We start from the raw sequence: 22,139 nt of genomic DNA on the forward strand, positions 1-22,139 counted from the left end.
TCAGCTCCTTTCTATATAGCCTTCAACCATCAAATCATTACCAAATGTATAATAAGTCACTTTGTTTAATAAAATGGCCTCATTCATCTTCTTAAGTTCTAAACCTCTTATAGGAGAAATGCCCTCTCCAAGAAGTTTAGGTGCTACAAAGGCCTGGACTTTATGAACAAGATTTTTCTCTAAAAAGCTGCCATGGACACGTCCGCCACCTTCTACCAAGATACTGTCTATATTCATGTGTCCAAGTTTTATCATCAATTCCTCTAAATCAACTCTGCCGTCTAATGACTTGGTTACAAGGACTTTTGCCCCTTTGTCTTCTAGTTCTCTTTTTGTGCTTTCTGACATAAGTTCAGTAGTAGCGACAATAGCCCGGTCTAGTAATCTACTGGTTAAAGGTATGCGTCCTCTTGAATCTAATACAATGGGCCTTGGATGACTGCACTTGCCATCTAACCTCGTGTTAAGCATGGGATCATCTTTTATCACTGTATCCACACCAACCAAAATACCTGAAACTATTTGTCTTACTTGATGAACATATTTTCTAGATAAGTCACCACTTATCCACTTGGAATCTCCAGTCAAAGTGGATATTTTGCCATCTAATGTCATGGCATACTTCATAATGACAAATGGCCTTTTATGTATGATAAAGTGATTAAAAATCTCATTCATGATTTTAGATTCATCTTCTAAAATACCTACTTCAACTTCTATACCATGGTCTCTGAGTATCTGAACCCCCTTACCCGCAACCAATGGATTGGGATCAAGTGTGGCTACAACCACATGTTTGATACCGGACCTGATAATAAGTTCCGTACAGGGAGGTGTTTTTCCATAATGACAGCAAGGTTCTAAAGTCACATATAAGCTTACATCCTCCAAATCTTTCATTTGTCCGATGGCATTTACTTCCGCATGATTGCCACCGTAAACTTCATGATAACCTTCACTTATTATTTGATCATTTCTAACAAGAACTGCACCCACTAAGGGGTTTGGACTTACAAATCCTCTGCCCTTCTTTGCAAGCTCTATAGCCCGTTTCATATATTTAGACATAAGTCTCCTTCCACTTCAAGGCAATAAAAAAAGCCCTGAAGATAAATCTTCAGAGCACATCGTCAAAAATAGGGTCTTCCCCTTTTAAAAACACTTTTCACCTTCTACCATCCAGACTTTACTGTCGGTCTTGGAATTTCACCAAGTCAGCCAATCGGCTCGCGGACTATAACCGCCGGTCGGGAATTTCACCCTGCCCTGAAGGATATTCAATTTGATAAAAGCTTAACAAATTTTTTTTGCTTTTGCAAGTACAAAAAAGAAAAAGTCAGTAAACTGACTAAAAAACCCACCAAATGTTTTTAAAATGATCATGGTCACACTCAAAGATACATATGGCATCTGTTTCATGAGCAAAGTTATCAAATTCTCTTTCAAACACCACCAGCTTATCGCCCATAACCTGGGTCTTTTCAACGAATATCTGGGTGGGTTGATACTTGTTTTGTTTCTTGAAAACTTCAAGTGCCTGCGCTTTGTTAGATGCTACTACAGAACCATCTGTTACATTTCTAATTACAATTTTCTCATCCCAAGTTTCACTCATGCCCTCAATGTCTCCAGCATTGTAAAGCTCAATAGCCTTTTCATAGAGTTCAACAATATTCATCATGTCACTTCCTTCAGTTGATATGGATAATAATTGTATTTTGTATATTATACCTATACCTCTAATACATCAACTTAAACATGCAAATATTGTGTAACTTGTTTTAAATTCTCATCATAGAAAGGATCATCCAGCTTTTTTCGTCTGATACACCACGCTAGGCCACCAAATCCAAAGAAGAACTCATAAAGTGGTAGAGCATTGTCTAGATCTGGTAATGGACTCATGGTCTCATAACCTTCAATAAAAGGTGCCTTGGTTTCAGGATACTTGTCCCATAAATCTGTCTTGATTTTTGTAAAATCCAGTCCTGGTGCACCACCTCTAGCAGATTCAAAGTCAATCAATCCTGTAATCTTATCGTCCAAAATAAGGACATTGCCAGGCCTAAAATCAAAGTGTAAAAGTGATGGTCCTCCATAGTCTGTAAGCTTATTTAAAAGTCTTTTAAATGCATGCTCACACTGACTGATAAAGTCTGAATCATAGTGGTGACGACACTCCTCAACCCATTCAGAAAATCGGTTTGTAAGGGCCAGATGCCAGTCGTTAGACGGCGTTGAAGACAAACAATAATTATCCATAGGTACCTTGTGAAGCGATCCAAGAAGAAGGCCTAAATCATAGGCTAGCGCTTCAGTCACCTGACCTGTAATCGGTTGACCTGGTAGATAGGACAGTAAAAGTGCACCTATGACTTCTTCATCACCTTGCCAAAATCCAAGAACCTCCGGTACTGGAAAATGTCCTTTAAGCTTATCAAGAACCCCCTTTTCTCTGAAAAGTTTACTCTTGTTATAGGGAATCTTTAGGACTACTTTTTCATCATCTTCTAAAGTCAAAACATATACTGTAGAACTGTAAGATTCAGGTACATTATCTATTGTCTTAACATCTAAGCCGAATACATCTAATACTTTTTCTATATTCATAAACACCTCTACTTGTACTTATTCAGAAGTTCTTCAGGTATATGACAGTAATCGTCAGGACATCTTTCTAGTCTATCCTGATGTTCCTCTGCACTCTTTACATAGTTGGTTAAAGGCAAGATTTCAACCACAATGGCATCCTTATCATTTCTTTTATCAATAAAAGCTAGAGCTTCTTTTAAATGTTTAGGGTCTTCGCTATATAGACCAGTCCTGTATCTTAAACCAACATCCTGGCCTTGTTTATTCAAACTATAGGGATCAATGATTTCAAAAAAATAAGTCATCAAGTCACTTAAAGTGACTATTTTAGGATCAAATTCTGTTTTAACACATTCAGAAAAACCATCATAATCACCTTCTAAGCTTTGGCTTGAGCCATTGGCTCTACCGGCTTCAGTTTTTACAACACCAGGAAGTGTCCTAATAAAGGCCTGAACACCCCATAAACAACCACCTGCAAAATATACTGTTTCCATAAAATCTCCTTTTTTATTCACATAAGTATTATAGTCCATTTAAATAAAAAATCAAAAAAAAGTTCTGGGGTAAACCCAGAACACTTCACCTAATTGATACCACCGATTGTCTTAATAATGTTTGCCCCGCAACCACAACCATTATCAGGACCACAGCCGCATGATTCAGATGATAATACATGTTTCTCTATTAAAATATCTTCGTTAGAAAAACCCAGTGTCTTTAAATGTGACCTCGTCTCAATAACGAAAGCATCACTGCCAATAACATAGATATAAGGTTCAACTTGATGCTTTTCCATTAGAGTCTGCATCTCAAAATCCAATCTTGAATAGAATGTCTTTCTATCATCTAGGTAAATAGACCTAAATGACAAGCGTTTCTCAAAGTCATTCATTTCTTCTTGAAATATTTTTCCGTGTCTGTCCACATTGATTTGAAGCATCTCTGGAATGCCAAGTGAATCTTTTTCATACTTCTTAATATAGGCCCTTATGGCTGCAATACCAACACCATTGGATATAAGTGCAACCGGTCTGTTTTCTCTTTTCAGTCTAAGCCCCTCTTTAGGGCTAGATACTTTTAAAACATCACCTATTTTATGTTCATGTAATTTAGATTTATAAGAGCTAGGTGAGCTTTTGATACGTGTTGTAAACCTGATCAAGTCTTCATCTTCTAGGGTTACATAGGAAAACCTTCTGGCTTCCTCTTTACCATCCACGTCTAATATCAGTTTTGAAGCATCACCTTCATGCCATGATTCTAAGTCTCCTTTAAAATCATAAGAATAGGTAAACTCGTCATGTTTGATAATATCTATAATTTCTAGTTCATATCTTTCTTTTGGTCCACAAGAGCAAGACATAAAGCCTCCTTTCAATTGAAAATCATTTTCAATTGAAAGTATACCACTCTATTCCTTACGCGTCAATACTTTACCAAAACAGTATATATTATTCTTCAAGAATTTCTACAAAACCCTCTGTTGCGTTTAATCTAATTTTTTGACCATCCTTAATAAGGTCCGTTGCATCTTTAACACTGACTATAGCAGGCAAACCATATTCTCTTGCTATAACCGCTCCGTGAGTGGTAAGACCGCCTACTTCTGTGATCAAACCTTTAATAGATACAAAAGCTGGTGTCCATGATGGATCCGTAAACTCAGTAACCAAAATATCGCCTTCTGTTAGATGAGTGTCTTTAAAGGCTTTGACAACACGAGCACGGCCCTCAACAATACCATGTGAAACAGTTATGCCAAGAAGTGCATTATCTGGTACATCTTTATCATACTCGCCTTCTATGACTTGACCTTTTGAAGTTAAGAGTCTAGGTGGTTTTAACTGAGCATAAGCTTGGTATTCTTTCTTTCGGTTTTCAATAATAGAATAGTCTAGCTGACCGCCACTGACCAAATCTTTTAACTCATCAAACTCCAGGTAATATATGTCCTGAGCTGATTTTAGAATGCTCTTATCAACAAGTCTTTCTCCTTCTTTTAACATAGCCATTTTGTAGTAATAATACCTTTTCATATACGAAAACTTGGGATACTCTCTATAGCCAATATAATTTCTTACTCGACTAGAAACCTTTAAAATTTTCTTAGCCTTTCTTTTACCAAATGGCAGTTTTTCGACCTCTCTTACAAGCTGATTCAATCTCTTTTCAACTTGTTCTTTTCCCTGGTTGTACTTAGTCGTCGAGCCACCTGCTTGAAAGTTTTTTAAGTTACTTAAAATTACCGGGACTAAGTTGACTGGGTTTTCAATCCATCTTTCAGCTGTAATATCTATATCTCCAGAACATCTCATACCATACGTTTTTAGATAGTCATTTAATGAAGCTGCAACTTTTTTTCCACCATCAAGCTCTTCTATATCTTCAAAAAAGCTGGCTTGTCTTGGACTTTTTAGGTAATCAATAACCTCAGGATATTGCCTTACAACATCTGTTACATCTAGTAGTGACAAACCTGTCTCACTTGTAACACTATTGGGTACAGACATGATGATGGAGTCTGCTGCATGACTTTCTTTTAACCACTTGTTCACTTTCTTATCGAGCCAATTTGAAGATAACATAGCAGCTGTTAAAACACCTGCATTCGGTGGTTTTGTCAACTTGAGTCTTCTATTGTCATGATCTTTATAAATATAGTCTAGAGCTTCTATGCCAGACAACTTTTCTAGTTCTAAGCGCATGATTTCAATGCTGCTTTCTTCTTCTTCAATAAGCCTTTTAACAATATCTGAATCATTTTCTTTATAAGCCTTATAGGCGTGTTTCATAATTGACAGTGCGCCGGAGTTATTTTCAATATTGAAGACTTTTTCATTTGATTTTGCAAGGTTATCAATGAGTTTCTTATCCTTCATAACCTTGTCTACTGCATTGCTTAAAAGACTATCCCCCAAAACCTTCAAAAGACTTCTTGCTATCAGCCTACCAAATCCTGTATTAAGATCACCTGTTAAGTCAAGATAAAGTCGACCACCAACCATCTTAGAAGGTGGATTTGAAATCACAGACTTAAAAAAGAAAATGCCCAGGGGTTTTATTGGTGCAGTCATCATCTGTAAATGACCTGATGACATATATACCCTTGTATCCCCCTCATCTTCAGGCATAGGATAGAGTCTTGTTATCGGCCTTGATTGTACAATATATAGCCGATCATCAATACACCATTCTATGTCTTGAGGACATGAAAAATGTGATTCAATTTTTCTAGAAAGTGCCTCTATTTCAAACAATTGCTGATCACTTAAAATAGCCCTCTTACTTAGATCACCTTCTATGATTTCTTTTATAACCTCATCTCTTGCATAAAGAGCTTTTACCTTTACACCGATATTTCTACTTGTTATCTCTCCATTAGAAATCTTATAGTTATCGTGTTCGACATGACCAGATACATAGCCTTCCCCTAAACCGTAAGCTGCATCAATAGAAACCGTTTTTCTATCGGAACTGCTAGGATCTGCAGTAAATACAACACCTGAACATTGGGACTTTATCATCTTCTGAATAATTACAGCTAAATAAATATCATCATTGAAACCGTTCTCTTTTTGGTAGATAAGGGCACGTTCACTATAAAGGCTCGCCCAACATTTCTTGATATGATCAATAATAGCTTGTATGCCTTTGATATTTAAATAAGAATCATACAAACCTGCAAAAGAGGCAGTCGGCAAATCTTCTGCTGTCGCACTTGACCTAATGATATATGCTTGGTCATTACCTAGTTTTTCGAGTTTTTCTTTAATCAAGTCAAGCAAATCACCTGGTAATTCGCTGGCTATAATTATCTTGCGAACATCACTCGAGAGTCTTTTAAGCATCTTGTCGTCATTTGTTTGTGCCAGTTGATTCATTAGGTCTTTGAGTTCATGATTGTCCACCATATCTCTATATGCTTTCGTTGTAACGACAAAACCTTGAGGCACTTGAACACCTTCTAAAGAAGACAGGGCCATTAAGTTATAGGCCTTGGCACCAACATCGGAAAGTTCTACTTGTAAATTATTCTTCAAATCACATGCATACATAACTACCTGCCTTTCTTTTCAATCCCATAACGTATCATATTTAGGAAACGTTTCTTTTTCTCAAATATATCAGCCCAATAATCGTCATCCATTAACTTATCCATATCTGTCAATTCTTTTGATATCAGACTTCTAAAATGATTGTTGACGACTTCTACGAGTTCATAGGCTTGATCACTTTCCAAATCATCTCTCAAGTCTATTTCATCAAACAAGGCTTTCATCCTTTTGGCCTTTAAGAATTCAGCCTGACCGTACTTCTTTTTTATTTCCATTGTAAAAACATACATATCATCTCTAAGTTCATCTGGTGTCGCACTGTATGCTTCATATAGGAGTCTACTAATATCAGGGTGTTGCCTTAGATAAGTGATCTTACTGATACCACTTTTCTCTTTAGCCTCAAAAAAGTCATCAAAAGAAGACACAGGCTCCTCTTCAAAGTCTATAGCCATTTTTTCAAAGCATCTTTCTAATAACGTCATATATATTTTTTTCTTACTTTTAAAGTGATGAAACAGTAGAGCCTTAGAAATGCCAGCTGCCTCTGACAACATAGCTGTTGATGTTTTAGAGTAGCCATTTTCAACAAATAGCTTAAAGCAAGCATCCAGTATTTTTTCTTTTTCATATAGTTTTAAGGGCATAAGAACCTCCTTTTGCTGACTAGTGGTTAATATAATTATACTCCTTTACTAACCATTGGTCAACAAACAGCAAGTTAATCTGACAGAATTGTCGAAACATTTGCAATATGTGATGTTAAAATGATACAATTAAAACAATCTACAGACATGTATTTACAGGCTTATAGGCCGTTAACGATATTAAAAACACAGAAAGGCTATTATGTCGAAAAAAGCTAAAGTATTTATTAAAGAAACAGGAAAATCTGAACAAGTATATTTCACAGATGACAACAAACCTAAGATAGATAAATCTGTCATGGACAAGTGGCAGATTATTACCAATATCCTCGCCAAGTTAATGGATGCCAGAGCCAGCCTTATCAACCGTTTGGATACAGAGTTCCTTGAAATATTCATGATGAGTCAAAACGAAAAGAATCCATATAAAGTTGGTCTTTGTGACCCTGTTGGTCAGGGTGCCTACTGTGAGATGGTGGTTGGTAAAAAACAGAAACTTGAAGTTTCTAATGCCATAAAAGACCCTGTTTGGCATGACAGCTTGTACGTTGATTTTAACTTCATCTCCTATTATGGTGTTCCAGTTGTATGGCCTGATGGTGAAGTATTCGGTACACTATGTGTGATTGATGACAAGGAAAACCATTTTAATGAGGAATTTCAGAGTATTTTTAGAGAGTTTAAGCTGTCTATGGAAAAAGATCTAGAAATCCTTATGAAAAACGCTGAACTTACAAAAGCGGCTGAGTTTGATGCCTTGACAGGCGTTTACAACCGCAGAAAGCTAGATGCAATTTTAGAAGCAGAATTTCTAAGAAGCAAACGTACTAAACATGTCTACTCTACTGTTATCATGGATTTAGATGGATTTAAGCAAATCAATGATCTTTATGGTCATCAAATGGGTGACAAGGTCTTAATGACCTTTGCCAAATCTTTTATAAAACGCATTCGAAAAACTGATTTCTTCGGAAGACTAGGCGGCGATGAGTTCTTGTTAATATGCCCAGATACCGATGTTCAAGGGGCACTGAATCTAATCAACTCATTTTCAGCTGATTTAAAGGCAAATATGACCAAGCTTATAAAAGGGTTTGACTTTTCCTATGGAATTGCCTCTTTTCAAGATGATCAAAAGTTCGAACACGTTCTTCGAAGAGCTGATGAAGCCTTGTATGATATGAAAAAAATAAAAAAAACAATATAAAGAAAATCACTTTTTCGTTCCAGAAAAAGTGATTCTTTTTATGCATTGAGTTTGTAAAATGATTTCTTGTTGTTAAGATAAAGAGACTTAAAGACAGGAAAATTATTATCATAAATTTCAGCCGCTTTTTTATCCGGTTCATAACGTTCCTTTACTTGAATAAAGTGCTTGGCATCTTCTAAATCCTTTATCCATCCAAGTCCAACACCAATCAGAACAGCCGCACCGACAGACCCTATATTTTGAGGATTGTAGACCGTTTCAATAGGCCTATTTAGGACATTTGACAGTAGCTGACAAGTCAGTTCAGAAAGTGCACCACCACCGACAAATCGCAAGGTTGGAAGCGTCTTAGTCCTTTTCTCACTGGCTTCTAATTGCCACTTAAGGTGATAGCAAACCCCCTCTAAAACAGCATGAATCATATCCCTCTTACCAGTATCTAAACCGATATTAAAGAAGATACCTCTTGCATGATGATCTTCAAATGGACACCTGTTACCATGAAGCCATGGTGTAAACATGACACCATGACTGCCAGCAGGTACATCTTTAATCACTGACATCATATAATCATATAGGGATTCGCTCACAGCTTCATCCTCTGTTACTTTTACTTTTTTCAAGTAAATATCAATTTCATCTAAGGCCAAATGGTCTCTTACCCATTCCATACACTTACCAGCGGTCTCAAGCTCAGCAAAATAATTGAGGTATCTATCGGATGCCCCTTGAATGGATGCAATCATAGATGATATATCTACAATCTTTTTATCAACCACTGTTGATACCCATCCTGACGTTCCCATATAAATATGAGATTCATGTAAAGAGACTGCACCTGCGCCTACACCAACCAGGGCTGCATCACCACCACCACCAAAAACTGGCGTATTTTCAGCAAGTCCCAGCTCTCTTGCTACTCTACTAGATAAGTGACCGACTATATCAGTCCCCTTTACAATACGTGGCATATGGTCATAGTTAACTCCAAATAAGTCACAAATTTTTTTAGAAAACTGTTTTTCTTTTACATCGTATAAAAGGGTTGCAAATGCACTATCTTCAGTCATGACAGTCTGACCAGTCAGTCTGCTGATCAAGTATTCCTTGATGTCTAACCATTTGTAAACCTTTGAAAAAACATCCGGTTCATGACGCTCGACCCACTTGTACTTCCATACAGGGTCTTTTATACTTGCAGGCACTGCACCTGTAATTTTTAAAGCTGTAAGAAGCTTCTTTATGTTCATGCCAGATATCTTCAGTCCATGTTCTAAACCCATTTCTTTTTCTTTACTGGCACGGTTATCCATATATGACATGGCGGGCCTGACAGGATTACCATTGATATCTATAAGCACAAGGCCCTGCATTTGAGCACAAAAGGAAATCCCCTTTATCATTGCAGGCTCTAGTTGAGTCTTTGAAATGACTTTTTTTGTTGTCTCACACATGGCCTGGTACCAGGTATCAGGATCTTGCTCTACCCCACCATTTTTAAGAACATTTAGTTCATAACCCTTAAGCTCACTCGCAACTAAGTGAATGTTGTCTTGTATCAAATACAAACAAGTTTTAATGCCTGTTGTACCAATATCGTATGCTAATACATAATTCATTTGGCACCTCCAACTTGTTTAGAGTATTTATATTTATAAACCAGCCTCATCAGAATGCGTTCAAAAGTATGAATGGGTTTGACCTTACCAAACAAGGCTGCAGTCATATAAGCAAGTCCAGCCTTTTGAGTCACAATCTTTAAGGCTTCAAAGTCTTCCTCAGCCTGAATATATGCGCCATAACCCTTTACTAGAGTCACAGGATGATCCTTGATTTCAGACATTTGATTCACTACAGGCGCTTTAATGCCTGTTAGCTGAGCGAAGTCATCTAAAAGCGGCAAAAGGGGTATGCCTAGTTGTGACATGGCCACTAAAGACGGTGTAGAAACAAATTGTTCATCTAATTTAGGAGGATGATATTCTTTCAATTGACCGCCCAAGGCAAGTGCTGCATTTTCATAAGGGTCGCCCGTTTTATCAAGATAAGTATGGATATATGACTTACACATATCCTCTAGGTCTATAGCAACCTTTAATGTCTCCTCTGGTGACTGACCAAAACATACAGCACCATGATACTTCATAATCACAGCATGTTTAGATACACCTAAGGCCACCCTTACATGATTCATCAGCTGTTTAGTGCCAGGCAGTGCATAACTTGCACATGGTACTGTGTAATCCAGTGGAATCTCCTTTAAGACTGTTGCCCCTAAAGCAGAAGCATATGACTGGTGGGTATGAATCACACACTGGACATGAGGCTTTAACTCATAAACAGAAGAATGAATGCCTTTTTCTGAAGAAGGTTTAATATGACCTTCATAGTCAAGTGATTTCATGGTAACCAGTACAACATCTTCTGGTGACAGGCTTTCATAAGCCCTGCCAGATGGTGTAATTAGAAAATGATTGTCGTCTACTTTTATAGAAACATTGCCCCAAGTCCTTGCAATCAAACCATGTTTGATTAATGCATGACTCAGTTCTATAACTTGCTTTTTCTTATCTAAAAGACTCATAATTATCCTATCTTTCCTACATGTTTAAATACATTTTCAAATCGTTTTAAAACATCTTCTAACATATCATCTGTATAAGCTGCTGATGTATAAAGTCTAGAACCAGCTAGAGTTACTAGGCCTTCTGCCATATAAGCAGCACCGATATGTTCCATCTCTTTTTTTCTTTTAGAAGTCTCCTCAAGTACTTTTGGTATGGTCCATGGCTTAGACCAATTGATATGAAAATGCATGGTACCTACAGTCTCAAGATGACAAATAGAGCCCTGATTATAAGCCACAAATGGTAAATCATATTTTTTAATCAGTTCCTTCAAACCAGCAATAAGTTTATCTGCAAACAAGCCCGCCTTTTGAGTCGCTTGTGTTTCTTCTATTCTACAAAGTGTGTAATAACCAGCCAAACAAGACAAAGGATTTGCTGCCATGGTACCACCAACGAGAGCTTTCTTATGTTTACCACCACCACTGATACCGGCAGTTAAATACTTCATAACTTCTTTCTTGCCACCTAAACCACCTGCTGAAGGGTAACCACCCGCTACAACTTTACCGAATACAGTTAAATCAGGTGAAACACCAAAATAACCCTGGGCACCGCTCATGCCGATTCTAAAGGCTGTTACTACTTCATCAAATACAAGAAGGCTTCCATACTGTTTACAAAGCTTTTCTACACCTTTTATAAACTCACGACTAAGGGGTCTTGTACCACTTTCAGGTCCCACAGGTTCAATCATCACACAGGCTGTACCACCTCTTAATTGATTGCGCTTGAGTTTTTTCTCTAAGTCCTTTAAGTCGTTAGGAAAGAACTCACCAGTCCATTTAAAGATATGTTTAGGTACACCATTTGCTTGTGTATGTTTGGTTCCAGGCACCCTGATGCCATAAGCGAGTTGGTCAGACCATCCATGATAAGCGCCGCCCATCTTTAAGACATGTTTCTTTTTAGTAGCAAGTCTGGCAACACGGATAGCCGCCATACATGATTCGGTACCCGAACCTAACATCCTAAACATCTCTACAGCAGGCATGGAATCAGAAATCTTCTTAGCCAGTTTGTATTCATATTCATGAAAAAGGCCTGTAGAAGGACCACAAGTATTAAGTAGGCCAATGACCTTCTCTCTTATTTCTGGTGGGTTAGATCCAAGGACTGTTGGACCACCGGCCTGTAGAAAGTCATAATAAGTATTGCCATCTAGGTCTTCTAAAAAAGCCCCTTCTGCCTTTGTAAAAACCAAAGGAAATGGATGGTTAAAAGCAAGATTATGCTGAACGCCACCTGGAATGATCTCTTGAGCTTTCTGGATAATCTCTTTTGACATTTTACACTTAATGTCGAAATATTCTGAAATATAAGTCGATAAAGCTTCCGGCTTAATAGAATAAATAGGTTTTGTGATAAGTTCATCCAGTTCTCTTGTGACTTTTTCCACATCTGGATACTCTGTAATAGCAAACTGATTCATTTTACACCTCCGTTGAGTGAATATTCACTCACTTTTTTATTTTATTATAACACATATGAAAAATATTTGTTATAATATTTTTATAGCAAAGGAGATTTTATGACTTATTCCAATCCAGTATTTGATAAAATATCAGAAGAAAAGAAAAATCGCATCATAAATATAGCCATCGATGAGTTCTCAACCAATGGCTTTTCAAGAGCCAATATCAACACCATTGCAGCAAAGGCTGGCGTTAGTGTCGGCTCCTTATATAAGTATTTTAACAACAAACACGATATGTACTTGTATGTAGTATCAACCACTGTAGAAAAAATTAAAGGCATACTAGAAGATATTGTAATAGATAATTCCGATCTTTTCGAAACCATCAGAAAAATCATTCGTGCCATACAAACTTATTCAAAGGTAGATGCCAATGCAACCAGACTTTATAATGTCATGGCAACGGAAAGAAATGAAGAACTGGTAGTTCAGCTCTGTACCCAAATGGAAGGGGCAACTGCTGATGTCTATGCTGGTTTAATTGAAAAATTTCAAGCCCAAGGAAAAATCAGCAAAGACCTTCAACCCAGATACTTTGCCTTCTTTTTAGACAATCTTTTTATGATGCTGCAATTTTCTTATACATGTGAATACTACAAACACCGTTTAAAGCTTTATGTTTCTGAAGATGCACTTGAAAATGATCAAGTCTTAGAGGATGAACTCATGCGCTTTATTACAGGTGCTTTCCAACTAAAAAACTAAGATGCTGGCATCTTAGTTTAATACTTTATCCAATACTTTTTTTACAGTCCCTTCTTGCATGGGTTTAACAATAAAGTGTTTGGCCCCTAACTTTAAGGCCTCAAGCACATGGTGTTTCTGCCCCATGGCACTGACCATGATGATTGTTGCACTTGGATCTCTAGACATGATATTTCTTACAGCTTCAATACCACCTACATTAGGCATACTGATATCCATCGTCACTATATCAGGTTCTAGTTGTTGATACAACATCACGGCCTTTTTCCCGTCAGTAGCCTCCCCTATTACTTGATGACCCAAGTTTTCAAGTTCCATCTTGAGCTTTAATCTGAAGTATGTAGAATCATCAACAATTAAAACTGTTGCCATATCATCCCCCTAATCCTTTAAACGATCTATTGGTATGGTCAGAATAATATCTGTACCTTTGTCAATCTCTGTCTTTACTTTTATTATACCACCTAATTGGCTTACTGAATCAAATAAGCCTATTAAACCCACACCGCGACCAGATACCATATCGGCTTCATCATTTGTCGTCAAACGCTTACTGTAAACCAAATTAATCAAGTCCTCATCAGATATGTCGTCTTCATCTGAAATCAAGCCAAGTTCTAAGGCATGCATTCTAATGATGATAGGATCAATGCCTCTTCCATCATCAGAAAATGTGATTATTAAGGTTTCATTCTCTATTGCTAAGTTACATTCTAGATGCCCGTAAGAATCTTTTTTCTTATCCACTCTTTCTTCTGGTTCTTCAATCCCATGAGTCAGTGAATTTCTAATGATACCAACCATTGAAAGCACAAGATTCTCTGCGGCTTCTGGTTGGACCATGACATCTTGTCCTGTAATATCAAATGGCAATACTGCCTTACCAAGTTCATTAGACAATCTTTCTACATAATTGTTGTATCTAGAAATCATCTTCTTTAAATTGATGCTCTTCAAACGCTTTATTGCGGACAAGAAGTCTTTGTTCACTTGATGATTTTCTAAATAGAGTTTTTCTAACTCTATGATTTCAGATTTCTTTATGGCATATTCTTGGTAACTTGTATTAAAGTAATCTTTACCAACATGTCTTTCCAACATCCTTATAGCATCTAAAAGGGCTATCTTCATTCTGTCTATCAGTTCACTTGCATCATAATCATGCTCTAGGGTCGTTTCAATTTGATGAACAGTTCTTTCAAACTGAATAAATCCAAACTGGCCTAGGTTTCCCTTTAAAGTATGAAGTTCAACTTTGTTTTCCTCTGTAAAACCTTCAAGTCTTAAAATCTCTAAAAATCTCTGGGTTTTTCGGATAAAGTAGGAAAGCTCATTTTTAGACTTTAAAGCATTGATGAAGAATCGCTGCATTTCCTTTTGATCATGTATTTCTCTTTCTAATGCCTTACTTAAGGTCACATCATTAAGTGTTATTCTAACAAAGCGTTCTGCCCTGTCATAAACACGGTAGGCGATGACATACTCTCTGTAATTAATACTTGTTTCAGTCGGTAGTAAATCTAAAAAACCATCAATAAAATCAAACTTATTATCGAAAATATTAGTAAATATATCCTCTACAAAATCAAGTTCATTTTCAAACAAAAGGTCACCTAAATGAGCGCCTACTATCAAACGATCAAAGATGGCATTACAGGTATTGCTATATTGGCCCACAACCTTTAGATGTTTGTCGATAGTAAAAGTCCCTGTTAAACTTAAACTGTTTTCAAGGTCCACATCCTGATCACTGGCCATTTGAAGCATTTCAAAATAAAAGACAAATAATACAACCGAAGCATACATGACAACCAGTACCGGCATATCAATTAGAAAACCACTTGCCTTGGCCGTTGATGTGATGTAAACAAGTTTTACAATGGAAACACCAGCCAAAGAAAAGGCTATAATTAAGAGCAAGGCGCTCGTAGCTGCCCTTCTTCTGTAATAAACCAAGGTGAAAACAAGCTGCAAAATAGCCGCTATTAAGAACAAGTTTAAAACTTGATATGAATCACGCCAAGCCACCATATTAGTGGTTGTAAAGACTTTGTAGAGTATGAGTGCAAGGCCCACCATACCTAAGTTGAACTTGATTTTTGCATTTAACATATGTGAGATGGCAAGTGCCGCAAAGGTGATAGAAACATGATAAGAAACCACCGTTATCTTCTTAAAAATCAGATAATCAAATGGTAGTAAGCTTGTTAGTCTGTAATCATATAAAGAGATACCTAAGGCTATTATAGATATCATAAAGTAGATATAGACACGTTTATTGTAGAGTTCATCCTTCCATGCGATGATCATTAAGAAGATGATGACTGCAACGATAAAGGCAATGTTTGACGCCATTTCAATTAATGACATACCGCTAGATACCAATGATGACAGTTCATTGTACTCAACATCGGTCATAAAAACAATGTCACCAGATACACCGGTCATATAGTCTGACTTCATCATAATAGTCAACTCATTGGATTCATGAAGAAGATCTTCATTAAAAATTGCAAAAATAGTTCCATTCCAAATGTTTGCCCTGCCATTAAAGGAACCAAAAGTACCGATTGTCCGATCATTGAGCTGGACTTCGACATACTGTGCATCTGGTTTTTCAATCATTAAATAGATATTTTCATTCTTATTTTTATTCAAAGACAGTTGTCTTAGAATGGACTTGTCGAAATTATATTTATAGACGTGTAACTTTTCCTCATCTAAAGATAACTCTCTATTTTCTATATTTTTATTGTCATCAATGACATCATAAAAAGAAGCTTTATCTAGAATAAGCGTATTTAAGTCTTCTGTATGCATTTGATAATTCCACTCATAAAAAATACCATATAGATATATAAAGCAGATAAATAAAATAAAGAATACAAGTACTCTACGATATCTGGACATAATGCCTCCTTATAGCCATTTATACCTGATTTTCATGAAAATATTCACTATTTGAAAAGATTCACCTTTTTAACATCTCTAAAAATAATGCTCAGTAGATAAGGCCTGTCTTCAGCCTTGACCTCATCAATAGATGCAGCTGCAGCGATGGACAACCAAGATTTAAAGGCTTTATTAGTTGACCCTGTGATAGACAAATAATATCTTAAATAAAGGAACCTAAATAGGTTCATATAGCCTTTACTCAGTTTTTCTCTTTTAAGTGACAGTTTAAGCCAAGTTAATGCCACATCACTTAAAGGATGACCTCTATAGGCATTGTCCCAGTTAATCACCCGGTAATGATCCACATAGATGATATTGTCTAAATCAAAATCTCCATGACATAAAGCCCCTTTGTTTTCTAGGTCATTTAATCTGTCTATAAGCTCATTTTTAACATCAGGACTGAGATGTTTGCTGGCCATAATTTTCTTGCTGAAAAAGAATTTCTGGTCTACAAGACCCCCACCATCTTCTACATGTATTTTTTCTTGAAGACCTGCAAATATCTTGGCCATAGATTGCACTCTAGATGTGTGAGCCAATAATCTTTTGAGCATGGACTCCCCTTTAACATATTCAAAGGCGATATGGTTTTCTTTTTCTATACCATAAATTTTTTCAGAACCAAACTTCTTACTAACTTCATGAAGCTTGTATTCATACTGAATAAAGGCATCTGTAATGCCATCAGGATAAACCTTAATCACTTTCCCTTCATGTAAGTATATATCTACTTGACTGCTCTTTTTAATTAATTCCATAATTACTCCTCAACTCATTTTAACATATGATAAACTGATATTGGAGGTATCTATGAATTTACAAGAAGCTGATAAGATAAAAGATCAATTACTCCTTCACAGATTAGACACACTTCTCTTTGAAGTCATGCAGGCATGTGGTGCAGACATGTGGCTTGTTTTAGGTGATGAATACAATGAAGGTCCTTGTTTAAAAACCTTTCTCCCCAGTACTTTCTACCAAGCCAGAAAAAGGACCATACTGGTCTTTTACAACAATGGCAAGTCCGTAGAAAGGATGATCGTATCCAAGCCAGACTTTACTATTGAAAAGTTTTATAAGCCCGTTCTTTTAAAGCCACCTAATTTTGACTATGAAATGTTTTACACTACATTTGCAAGTTCTTATGATTTAGACTATATCAGAAGTCTACCAGTAGAAGATGAAAAAGCTTGTTTAAAGAGAATCATCCAGGAAAGAAAACCTAAAAACATCCTGGTCAACACCTCTGAACTTTCTCCTTTTGCTGATGGTCTTAGTCATAATAACTATAAGTTTTTAGAATCTCTGGATATAGAACTTAAGTCCAGTGAAAAATTAACCCTTAGATGGTTAGAAACTAGAACCGACATGGAAATGGTCTATTTAAAAGACATTGTCCATAAAACCCGAGAAATCATTGATTCTTGTTATACTAGACAAGTCATCAGGCCTGGAAAAACAACCATAGGACAAGCAAGATATTATTTGATGACAAAAGCCTACCAAGCGGGTATGATCCCGTGGTTTGATGCTACAGTCTGGATAAGAAGGAAAAATAAAAGCCATCTAGAAAATGATGATGAAGTCATATTAGAAGGTGACTTGCTTCATTGCGATTTCGGCGTAAAGTTTTTAGGACTCTGTTCTGATATTCAAGAAATGGCTTATGTAGATGATGGTAATCAAGCCCTGATAGAGGCCTATGAAAAACTGCACGACCAAGCTAAGGCATTTCAAGATATAGTAATGGCAAACTTTAAAGAAGGTCTAACGGGTAATGAGATATTAAAAAATGCCCTTGAGGCATCTAAGCACATACCAGGTGCTAGGCTATATACCCATCCAATAGGCTTTTATGGTCACGGTCCAGGCCCTACAATAGGACAGTTTTCCAATCAAGATTTTTTAGAAGGCATGGGAGAATATAAGCTTCATAACAAAACATGTTACGCCTTAGAACTATGCATCAAAGACTATGTCAAGGAAGTAAATGTAGACATTCTTTATGGACAAGAGATTGATATTTACTTTGATAATAAAGCCCATTATTTTGCTGGCAGACAAGATAAGCTCCATGTATTTTAATACCTTAAATTGCACCTTTTGTGCATATGAACAAAATAATGAATCTTCTTAAGCTATACTAATTTAAAAAAGGAGGCAATTATGATAATTACAACAACACCTCATATTGAGGGACATGACATTAGAGAATACAAAGGCATTGTTTTTGGAGAGGTTATCAACGGTGTGGATTTTGTAAAAGATTTTGCAGCAGGCCTAACAAACTTCTTTGGCGGCAGATCCGGTTCTTATGAAGGTGAACTGATTCAAGCAAGAGAAAATGCTATAAAGGAAATGGAACAACGTGCCCGTCAAATTGGCGCCAATGCCATTGTCGGCGTAGACATTGACTACGAAGTACTAGGCACATCAAATAACATGCTTATGGTTACTGCATCAGGAACAGCAGTTATTATTGACTAAAAAAATCGCTTATAGCGATTTTTTTTCTAGACAAATACAATTGTCTTTCTTACCATTTTCAGAGCCATGGGTATAACCTACCACATTAAAGTGTTTTGAAAACTCTTGAGCCATTTCTTCATACCTGTCACATCGACCTCTGATGCATGTCGATAAATGAATGGTATCTACTCTGGCACTTTGTAATTTTTCTATCTTCTTATCAAAATTCTTATCCTGTCCATCACAATGGTCGCATCTCGTAAAGGCAACCATCTGAACATCCTCATATCTTGAAAAAGCATCTTGTTTTTCATTAAATGCCCTAAAGCATCCATTTCCTGTACATTTGTGAGAAACTTGTCCACAAACCATAATCGCTATTCTTTGCAAATTTGCCTCGACTTTCTTATACGTTCTCTACCATTGTAGAAAGATATAGGCAATCTGTCAACTAGTCCATTAAGTCAATGATTTTTCTGATGGTTTTTATGTTTCTGGTCGTTGCGGTCCTATCCAACTTCTTTTCTAAAAAGTTGTTGCTGATCTTTGTTTTGCCATAACCACTTGGTGCATAGAAATAGAAATGATCCTTTTTTATTTCATAGACTTCATCGTCCTTTTTCTTTTCATCAATCAAACTTTCATAGCCATCTACAGGTCTATCGAACAGGGTAATATAGGCATTTTTATCACCATCACTTAAGTGATAATTGTCAGAATAAGCTTTTAATTCATCAGATTCTTTAATGATGACATGAATCGAAATTCCGAAGTTTTTTTCTATAAGCCCTTCAAACTCACCAAGACTTATATGACCATCAAATATGACATTACCGGTATTTAAATAGGTTTTAACATGACTTAGACCAAAGTCTTCTAAGAGTGTCTTTAAACTTTTCATATCTACCTTGTTCTTGCCTGAAACATTGATACCTCTTAAGAATGCAACTTTCATAAAGCCTCCTTTTTAATAAGTATACAACAAAAAAAGAATCCTAAGATTCTTTTTTTAGTGTCCTTCATTGACATTAAATCCAATTTCAGATTTCTTGTCATCTATATTCAACATAAAATCGTTCACATATGGCTCAGGAAGTTCAAGTCCTAGTGCCTCAGTTAGTACCTCTTCAATTTTCTTGACATAAACGAAAGTTAATTGACTCTTAACTTCTACAGGTACATCTTCGATATCTCGCTTGTTTTCAAATGGTAAGATAATCTTCTTAATACCTGATCTGTGTGCAGCAATCACTTTTTCCTTTATACCACCTACTGGAAGCACTGCACCTCTTAATGATACCTCACCTGTCATTGCCAGTTTTGAATCGACAGGTTTATTGGTTACAAGTGATGCAATTGCAGTTAACATAGTTACACCTGCTGAAGGACCATCCTTAGGTGTAGCACCTGCTGGTACGTGAACATGTAAATCTAATTTAGCAAAGTCTTGTGGTGTCATATAAGTATGGAGTCTTGATTTAATAAGGCTTAGAGAAATTCTTACGGATTCCTTCATAACATCACCCAATTGACCCGTCACCATTAAAGAACCTTTGCCAGGAATAAATGCTGATTCTATGAATAAGATATCGCCACCTACTGGTGTCCATGCAAGGCCAGTGACAACGCCTGGGCTGTTCTCTTCTTTTACCAGGTCATATCTTGCAATTTCATGGCCTAAAATTGATGTCAGCATATTTTCTCTTATTCTATATGGTCTTTCAACCTTGCCTGTTACAATCTTTTCAGAGCTTACTCTCACCAATTTATCCAATTGTCTCTTAAGATTTCTAACACCAGCTTCTCGTGTATACTTATCGATAATCGCCTTAAAAGCATTTTCAGACAACTTGATGTCATCTTCAGTTAAACCGTGTTCTTCTAAAGACTGGTTAAATAAGTGTCTGACTGCGATATGGTATTTTTCTACTGCTGTGTAAGAACCGATTTGAATGATTTCCATACGATCACGAAGTGGTCCTGGAATGGTTCTTAAATCATTGGCAGTTGCTATAAAGAAGACATCACTTAAATCATATGGTGCATCTAAATAATGGTCATTAAATGTATTGTTTTGCTCAGGGTCTAATACTTCTAATAGAGCTGCTGCAGGATCACCACTAGCTGATACCATGAGCTTATCAACTTCATCTAGTACAAATACAGGGTTTTTACTGCCAGCACGCTTCATGCCTTGAATGATCTTACCTGGCATAGCACCAATATAAGTTCTTCTATGGCCTCTGATTTCAGCTTCATCACGAACACCACCTAAAGAGATTCTTACATACTCTCTATCTAAGGCTTCAGCAATGGATCTTGCAAGACTTGTTTTACCTGTTCCCGGAGGACCTACCAATAAAAGAATGGAACCTTGTTTGTTTTTCTTAAGTTTCATAACTGTTAAGTGCTGAATGATTCTTTCCTTAACCTTCTTAAGACCATAATGTCTACTATCTAAAGCTTCTTCTGCTTCCAAAATGTCTATGTCTTTGACTTCACTTGCATGCCAAGGTAAAGAAAGAATTAAATCCAAGTAACTTCTAATGACATTAGATTCAGCACCATTTGGTCCCATTCTGTCCAACTTATCCACTTCTTCTAAAGCAATTTCTTCAATGTCTTCTGGTAGTTTTGCCTCTTTGATTTTGGCTCTGTAGTCTTTTTTGGACTTGCCTTCTTTTTCACCCAATTCTTCTTGGATTGATTTTAATTGTTCTCTTAAAAGTCTTTCCCTGTAAGTTTGATTCATTGAATCAGAAAACTTGCTGTTCATTTCAATTTGAAGATTTAATTGCTCTTTTCTTTCAATCATGATATCTAGAAATCTCAAGCTTTTCTTTCTTATAGATGTCATCTCAAGTACTGCCTGCTTCTCTTCTGTTGAAAGATGTAAATATGGCATCAAAGCAGCAATCAACTCATTCATAGATGTCATTTGCAACAAGTGTTTTGTAAAGCCTTCAGACCCAGGAATATTCTTGCTCATTTCCTCAGTCATGTTCTTAACATAACCCACCATCTCTTCTTCAGATTTTGGATCCATATCAACCATATCTGCTAAAGGCTCATAAGTTGCTATAAAAGCATTTGGCTCCACATCAAATGATGAAACAATCACACGTTCTAAAACATCCATTGAAAGTCTATAGCCATTTGATTCTCTGCTTACCTTAGTTACTTTTATCAGATTACCTATATGATAGAAATCTTTTTCATTGTATATATTTGTATCGTTGTACTCTTTTAGTGTTAAAGCAATGGCATAACCATCATTTTCATCTATACGCTTTTGCAATAACATATCATAATGCTCATCTGCATTAATATGAATTTGACCTTTGCTGAATAACACCATATCCTTTAAAGGCATTACCACATGTTTGTTCATACGAA

The 22,139-nt window shown here is 36.5% G+C and carries 20 protein-coding genes and 1 riboswitch; of the genes, 4 read left to right on the top strand and 16 right to left on the bottom strand.

Annotation, left to right across the window (positions count from 1 at the left end; genetic code table 11):
- The 7 genes from ribD to EZV73_RS11135 form a co-directional block, all read right to left on the bottom strand.
- Nucleotides 1-1,068, bottom strand: coding sequence for a bifunctional diaminohydroxyphosphoribosylaminopyrimidine deaminase/5-amino-6-(5-phosphoribosylamino)uracil reductase RibD (gene ribD, locus EZV73_RS11105; RefSeq protein WP_240840383.1), 1,068 nt, complete (start codon nt 1,066-1,068; stop codon nt 1-3).
- A 95-nt stretch (nt 1,069-1,163) separates the two neighbouring features.
- A riboswitch (FMN riboswitch) is annotated at nt 1,164-1,278 on the bottom strand.
- Nucleotides 1,279-1,348: 70 nt separating this feature from the next.
- Nucleotides 1,349-1,681 carry a hypothetical protein gene (locus tag EZV73_RS11110; protein WP_240840384.1) on the bottom strand — a complete coding sequence of 111 codons (333 nt, stop codon included), beginning with the start codon at nt 1,679-1,681 and terminating at the stop codon, nt 1,349-1,351.
- A gap of 71 nt (nt 1,682-1,752) precedes the next feature.
- The gene (locus EZV73_RS11115; RefSeq protein ID WP_240840385.1) at nt 1,753-2,610 is read right to left on the bottom strand and encodes a phosphotransferase family protein; all 858 of its coding nucleotides are present in this window, start codon (nt 2,608-2,610) and stop codon (nt 1,753-1,755) included.
- An 8-nt stretch (nt 2,611-2,618) separates the two neighbouring features.
- Nucleotides 2,619-3,089 carry a peptide-methionine (S)-S-oxide reductase gene (locus EZV73_RS11120; RefSeq protein ID WP_240840386.1) on the bottom strand — a complete coding sequence of 157 codons (471 nt, stop codon included), beginning with the start codon at nt 3,087-3,089 and terminating at the stop codon, nt 2,619-2,621.
- Between the two features lie 89 nt (nt 3,090-3,178).
- Nucleotides 3,179-3,958 (bottom strand): hypothetical protein, encoded by a 780-nt coding sequence (locus EZV73_RS11125; protein WP_240840387.1) that lies wholly within the window; start codon nt 3,956-3,958, stop codon nt 3,179-3,181.
- An 88-nt stretch (nt 3,959-4,046) separates the two neighbouring features.
- Nucleotides 4,047-6,650: a phosphoenolpyruvate synthase gene (gene ppsA, locus EZV73_RS11130; protein WP_240840388.1), complete on the bottom strand. Its 2,604-nt coding sequence runs from the start codon at nt 6,648-6,650 to the stop codon at nt 4,047-4,049.
- 2 nt (nt 6,651-6,652) lie between these two features.
- Complete coding sequence (locus EZV73_RS11135; RefSeq protein ID WP_240840389.1) at nt 6,653-7,297, bottom strand: TetR/AcrR family transcriptional regulator; 645 nt, start codon at nt 7,295-7,297, stop codon at nt 6,653-6,655.
- A 202-nt stretch (nt 7,298-7,499) separates the two neighbouring features.
- Between EZV73_RS11135 and EZV73_RS11140 the strand changes: the two genes are divergently transcribed.
- Nucleotides 7,500-8,504 carry a sensor domain-containing diguanylate cyclase gene (locus tag EZV73_RS11140; protein WP_240840390.1) on the top strand — a complete coding sequence of 335 codons (1,005 nt, stop codon included), beginning with the start codon at nt 7,500-7,502 and terminating at the stop codon, nt 8,502-8,504.
- 38 nt (nt 8,505-8,542) lie between these two features.
- On the opposite strand, the gene EZV73_RS11145 is transcribed toward EZV73_RS11140, so the two are convergent.
- From EZV73_RS11145 to EZV73_RS11155, 3 genes are read right to left on the bottom strand one after another with little or no spacing between them, the layout of a single operon-like run.
- Nucleotides 8,543-10,126, bottom strand: coding sequence for an FGGY-family carbohydrate kinase (locus tag EZV73_RS11145; protein ID WP_240840391.1), 1,584 nt, complete (start codon nt 10,124-10,126; stop codon nt 8,543-8,545).
- Entirely contained in the window at nt 10,123-11,091 is a 969-nt protein-coding gene (locus EZV73_RS11150; RefSeq protein WP_240840392.1) for a class II aldolase/adducin family protein, read from the bottom strand. Before EZV73_RS11150 ends, EZV73_RS11145 begins: the two co-directional genes overlap by 4 nt.
- A gap of 2 nt (nt 11,092-11,093) precedes the next feature.
- The gene (locus EZV73_RS11155; RefSeq protein ID WP_240840393.1) at nt 11,094-12,566 is read right to left on the bottom strand and encodes an aspartate aminotransferase family protein; all 1,473 of its coding nucleotides are present in this window, start codon (nt 12,564-12,566) and stop codon (nt 11,094-11,096) included.
- A gap of 99 nt (nt 12,567-12,665) precedes the next feature.
- Between EZV73_RS11155 and EZV73_RS11160 the strand changes: the two genes are divergently transcribed.
- A complete protein-coding gene (locus EZV73_RS11160) occupies nt 12,666-13,316 on the top strand; it encodes a TetR/AcrR family transcriptional regulator (RefSeq protein WP_240840394.1) in 651 nt (216 codons plus the stop codon).
- Between the two features lie 12 nt (nt 13,317-13,328).
- Here the strand turns inward: EZV73_RS11160 and EZV73_RS11165 are convergent, their stop codons facing one another.
- The 3 genes from EZV73_RS11165 to EZV73_RS11175 are packed head-to-tail and all read right to left on the bottom strand — an operon-like array spanning nt 13,329 to nt 17,032.
- The gene (locus EZV73_RS11165) at nt 13,329-13,688 is read right to left on the bottom strand and encodes a response regulator (RefSeq protein ID WP_240840395.1); all 360 of its coding nucleotides are present in this window, start codon (nt 13,686-13,688) and stop codon (nt 13,329-13,331) included.
- Between the two features lie 9 nt (nt 13,689-13,697).
- A complete protein-coding gene (locus EZV73_RS11170) occupies nt 13,698-16,226 on the bottom strand; it encodes an ATP-binding protein (RefSeq protein WP_240840396.1) in 2,529 nt (842 codons plus the stop codon).
- A gap of 47 nt (nt 16,227-16,273) precedes the next feature.
- Nucleotides 16,274-17,032: a phosphotransferase gene (locus EZV73_RS11175; RefSeq protein WP_240840397.1), complete on the bottom strand. Its 759-nt coding sequence runs from the start codon at nt 17,030-17,032 to the stop codon at nt 16,274-16,276.
- A gap of 52 nt (nt 17,033-17,084) precedes the next feature.
- On the opposite strand from EZV73_RS11175, the gene EZV73_RS11180 reads away from it, so the two are divergent.
- Nucleotides 17,085-18,359 carry a M24 family metallopeptidase gene (locus EZV73_RS11180; protein WP_240840398.1) on the top strand — a complete coding sequence of 425 codons (1,275 nt, stop codon included), beginning with the start codon at nt 17,085-17,087 and terminating at the stop codon, nt 18,357-18,359.
- 81 nt (nt 18,360-18,440) lie between these two features.
- Entirely contained in the window at nt 18,441-18,761 is a 321-nt protein-coding gene (locus EZV73_RS11185) for a putative heavy metal-binding protein (RefSeq protein WP_240840399.1), read from the top strand.
- Nucleotides 18,762-18,770: 9 nt separating this feature from the next.
- Here the strand turns inward: EZV73_RS11185 and EZV73_RS11190 are convergent, their stop codons facing one another.
- The 3 genes from EZV73_RS11190 to lon all read right to left on the bottom strand — a co-directional run bounded on the left by EZV73_RS11190 (nt 18,771) and on the right by lon (nt 22,134).
- Complete coding sequence (locus tag EZV73_RS11190) at nt 18,771-19,133, bottom strand: CGGC domain-containing protein (protein WP_240840400.1); 363 nt, start codon at nt 19,131-19,133, stop codon at nt 18,771-18,773.
- 61 nt (nt 19,134-19,194) lie between these two features.
- The gene (locus EZV73_RS11195; RefSeq protein ID WP_240840401.1) at nt 19,195-19,698 is read right to left on the bottom strand and encodes a DUF1697 domain-containing protein; all 504 of its coding nucleotides are present in this window, start codon (nt 19,696-19,698) and stop codon (nt 19,195-19,197) included.
- Between the two features lie 54 nt (nt 19,699-19,752).
- Nucleotides 19,753-22,134: an endopeptidase La gene (lon, locus tag EZV73_RS11200; RefSeq protein ID WP_240840402.1), complete on the bottom strand. Its 2,382-nt coding sequence runs from the start codon at nt 22,132-22,134 to the stop codon at nt 19,753-19,755.
- Nucleotides 22,135-22,139: the final 5 nt, after the last annotated feature.

The organism is Acidaminobacter sp. JC074 (genome assembly GCF_022496765.1).
Classification (GTDB): domain Bacteria; phylum Bacillota; class Clostridia; order Peptostreptococcales; family Acidaminobacteraceae; genus JABXKX01.